Consider the following 4,236-nt stretch of genomic DNA (forward strand, 5'->3'; position numbering starts at 1 on the left):
TTTTAAATTGTATAAAATTTTATTTTAGTTTATAATAGTAATATAATTACAGGTTAAAGGAGATTTTATATGGATAAAAAAGATTTAACTAAAACATCTGATGCATTATTCAGCTTGTTAATTCAACTGAATAATAAAGTGTTTAATCAAGATAAAATGGTTAAATGCTCGCCTCTTCCACCATCACATGTTAAAGTTATATTTTATTTACTTAATAATGGGTCTTCATCTATATCAGACATAGCTTCTAACTTAGAAATATCTAAGCCAAATATGACGCCTATTATAGATAAACTTTTAAAAGACGACCTAGTTCATAGAACTGAAGATCCTAATGACAGAAGAATTGTCAGAATAGCGTTAACACAAAAAGCTTTGGACATATCAGCTGAACATAAAAGAAGACTAAAGGAGTCTCTTTTCACTAAATTGTCAACGCTTTCAAATGATGATTTAGTCCAAATGCAAGATTTGGTTTCTCAGCTTACTAATATAATAGTCAAGCTAGATTAAATAAAAAAGAACTCTGTGGAGTTCTTTTTTATTTAACTTTTTCAGGTAAAATTATAATAAATTCGCTACCCTTGCCAACTTCACTTTCAACATATATAGTCCCACGGTGTAGTTCTATAATTTGCTTGGTAATAGTTAAGCCTAAACCGCTTCCTCCTTTTACCTCTGAATTAACATCAACAACTTGATTAAATCTATTAAATATTGATTCATGGAATTTTTTTTCAATTCCGATACCATTATCTTTTACACTTATCATTACTTTATCATTTAAATCTTTTACTTTTATTTCTATCTTTCCACCTTTTTGTGTAAATTTAACTGCATTTCCAATTAAATTTACTATGCATCTTTCAATTTCATATCTATCACATTCTATTATTTTCTCTTCAATTTCAGGATCTATTATAAACTCAATGCCTTTGTTTTCTATAAAATCTCTAAGCCCTAAAACAGTCTCTTCTACAATATAAACTATATCATATTTTTCTAATTGAACCATATACTGACCATTTTGTAATTTTGTGCTATCTATTATATTATTAATAAGATTTAAAAGTCTTTTTGAGTTTTTATCTATAACATCCATGTAATGACTTATTTTTTCTTTGCTTATTCCTTCTTTCTTTTTATTAAGTTCACTTATAAGTTGTCTTGTACTATTTATTACATTTAAAGGGGTTCTTAATTCATGTGACAAATTTACAAAATAATTGTTTTTATTTTTTTCTAATACAATAACTTTATTCAAAAGATTATTATTTTTTTCCATTTCATTTTTAAGCTGAGAAGTTCTTTTTTCAACAAGCCTATCTAATTTTTTCATTCTATTTATACTCATGTAAATTATTATTATTATTATTACAGCATATATAGATAAAGCTATATTACTTAACCAACAAGGTTTTTTTATAGTAAAATTAATACTACTTTGTTCGCTAAAATTTCCATTATCATTTCTCGCAACCACTTTAAACGTATAATCTCCAGCATCTAAATCACTAAAAACAACAGTATTCTCATGAGTTATATTCCAATCACTATTTTTTTTCGAATACAAGTTAAAGGGATTATTTTTATGCTCTAACTTGTAATAATACTGTGTTTTTTTTACATCTTTATACGAAGTTAAAAAAAAGTTTATACTTATATTATTCTCATAACTAGTAAATTTTTTCCCATTTATATCTTTGTAATTTTTCCCATTTATATTAAATTCATCAAATTCTACATGACCAACAAAGTTTGATTTTTTTATATCTTCAGGATAAAAAACATTTAATCCATTTATTCCCCCAAAGAAAAACTCTCCGTTTTTATTTTCATAAGATGCATTACTGTTGAACTCATTACTTTGCAATCCATCAGCGACTCCTAATGTCTGGAATTTATCACTTTTTATATCTAATTTAGCTATTCCTAAGTTAGTGCTAACCCATGGATTATTTTCTTTATCAAACAAAATTCCATACACAGTATTATTGGGTAATCCCTCTTTAGTTGTGTAAACTTTAAAAGTTTTATTTTTAGGATTGAATTTATTTAGCCCATATCTAGTTCCTATCCATACATTGCCATATGAATCTTCTTTTATATCTTTTATACTATTACTACTTATGCTGCTAGCTTTACTCTTATCAGCTTTATAAACTTCATATTCATGTGTATCTAAATTTAATCTTATGAGTCCGCCTTGTAAAAAAAGCCCTATATACAGGTACCCATTTTTATCCTCATATATAGAAGATACGTATGTATCATTTTTATTAATTTTTTCCAGTAAGTAAGTATAATCTTTGATAGTATTGTCACTTGTATTCAACATACTAATTCCGTCAATTGTTCCTATCCATAAATATCCACGTTTATCTAAAAATAATGATTTAATATTATTATTTGCAATATTATTTTCTTTAAAATATTTTTCAACTTTTTTTGTTTTCTTATTTAATACGTTTAACCCATTGTCAGTTGCTATGTATATATAGTCATCTTTTCCAGTTATATCATTTATAGAGTAATCACTTAAAGTAAACTCATTGTGTTCTTTATCTATTCTTCTCACTATATTTTTTTCTCTATCTATTATATTAATTCCCTTTGAGTTTGTTCCTACCCATAAAAGACCTTCATTATCTTCATATATACCTTGTATCAAATTGCTGTTTATAGAATTTTCATCTGATGGATTAGTTTTATAATGTTTGATTTCATTATCTGGATCAAACATACTTATTCCTGCATACGTCCCTAACCATATTAACCCACTTTTATCCTCAATTATACTAATTACGTCATTAGCTATAAGACTAGTTTTATCATATATTTCATTTGAATATGTAATAAAATTATTAGTCTTATAATTGTATTTAGCTAAGCCTTGGTTTGTGCAAATCCATAAATTCCCCCTGCTGTCCTTCATAATATCATTTATATGATTTCCTGGTAATGAATTTTTATTATCTGAATTATTGCTATATCTAGTAATTTCGTTGTTTGATACATTTATTTTTATTAACCCTGAATTACTTGTTCCTAGCCATATATTACCTTTCTCGTAATAAACTTTATTTATACTACTTTCACTTATAGAGTTGTTTCCTTTATTTTTATAAAAACCCATTCTATTTTTTAGACTTGTGTCATACTTATCTAATCCACTATCAGTTCCTATCCATATATTCCCAAATTCATCTTCTGTCAATGAATTTACAATTTGACTTGTTAACTGCTTTTCACTACTTAAAATTCTTTTAAACTTGTTATTTTCTTTATCATATAAATTTAATCCATTTGATGTTGCAACTATAATGCGATTATCTTTAGTTACTAGGACATCAAGTATATTATAATGTGATAAATTGCCATTTTTGTATCCATCTAAATAATTATTTATAGTTCCGTTCTTTAAGTTTATTTTACTTAATCCGTTTGCAGTTCCTACCCATATATTTCTATTATTATCTTCTGTAACATCTATTATAAAGTTGTTGCTTATGCTATTTTTATTCTTATCGTTATATGAATACACCTTAAAATCATATCCATTATATCTATTAAGCCCATCATTAGTACCTATCCACATATATCCATTTGTATCTTGATATAAAGTGTTTATAGACGATTGAGAAAGGCCATCCTCAATGGTTATATTTTTAAAACTCATGTCATTATATGCATATGCTAAATCTAGATTAATACCACAAAATATCATTATTAGAACAAATATATTAAATTTTTTTATTAAATTCATTTTTTTCATATAAGTCCTCCATTCAATCTGTTCCATTTTTTCGCATAGGCACCATTATACTATATTTCGATTTTTATAAATATATTTATACAATTATATGAACTTCTTTTAAAACTAAAAAAAGCTATCTCTTTTATAAGATAGCCTTTTTACCAAAAATTATTATTCTATTATTATAGCACTTACAGGACATCCATCTTGAGCCTCTACCGCACTATCTTCTAATTCACTTTTTAATTCTTCTTTTATAGCTATTGCTAATCCATCATTATCCATATCAAATACTTCTGGGCATATACCTGTACATGCTCCACATCCTATACATATATCTTTATCTACTAATGCTTTCATTTTAACGTCCTCCAATTTTTTTAATATTAATTTGCTAGCATTTACTATTTACCCAAGTAATTTTTAATTTAAACATATATTCTGATTTTTTTAAATTATAAATTTCTTCCTAATAAATA

General features: G+C 25.7%; 3 protein-coding genes. 1 reads left to right on the forward strand and 2 read right to left on the reverse strand.

Translation table 11 applies throughout. The annotated features are described in order from the left end of the window. The first annotated feature begins 69 nt into the window (after window positions 1-69). Window positions 70-513 (forward strand): MarR family winged helix-turn-helix transcriptional regulator, encoded by a 444-nt coding sequence (locus VN21_RS05245; RefSeq protein ID WP_046822375.1) that lies wholly within the window; start codon window positions 70-72, stop codon window positions 511-513. Window positions 514-541: 28 nt separating this feature from the next. Here VN21_RS05245 and VN21_RS05250 read toward each other — a convergent pair whose 3' ends face one another. Together VN21_RS05250 and VN21_RS05255 are read right to left on the reverse strand one after the other, a co-directional pair. Beyond that, window positions 542-3,775 carry a ligand-binding sensor domain-containing protein gene (locus tag VN21_RS05250; protein WP_226896673.1) on the reverse strand — a complete coding sequence of 1,078 codons (3,234 nt, stop codon included), beginning with the start codon at window positions 3,773-3,775 and terminating at the stop codon, window positions 542-544. Window positions 3,776-3,928: 153 nt separating this feature from the next. Then, window positions 3,929-4,117, reverse strand: a complete 189-nt coding sequence (locus VN21_RS05255) for a ferredoxin (protein WP_046822376.1) — start codon at window positions 4,115-4,117, stop codon at window positions 3,929-3,931. Between the last annotated feature and the right edge of the window lie 119 nt (window positions 4,118-4,236).

The sequence above is a fragment of the Paraclostridium benzoelyticum genome (assembly GCF_001006285.1).
In the GTDB taxonomy this organism is placed as follows: Bacteria; Bacillota; Clostridia; order Peptostreptococcales; family Peptostreptococcaceae; genus Paraclostridium; species Paraclostridium benzoelyticum.

Coding starts and splice junctions, on each gene's coding strand:
- VN21_RS05245 (WP_046822375.1), top strand. CDS start 70: ATGGATAAAAAAGATTTAACTAAAACATCTGATGCATTATTCAGCTTG.
- VN21_RS05255 (WP_046822376.1), bottom strand. CDS start 4,117: ATGAAAGCATTAGTAGATAAAGATATATGTATAGGATGTGGAGCATGT.
- VN21_RS05250 (WP_226896673.1), bottom strand. CDS start 3,775: ATGAAAAAAATGAATTTAATAAAAAAATTTAATATATTTGTTCTAATA.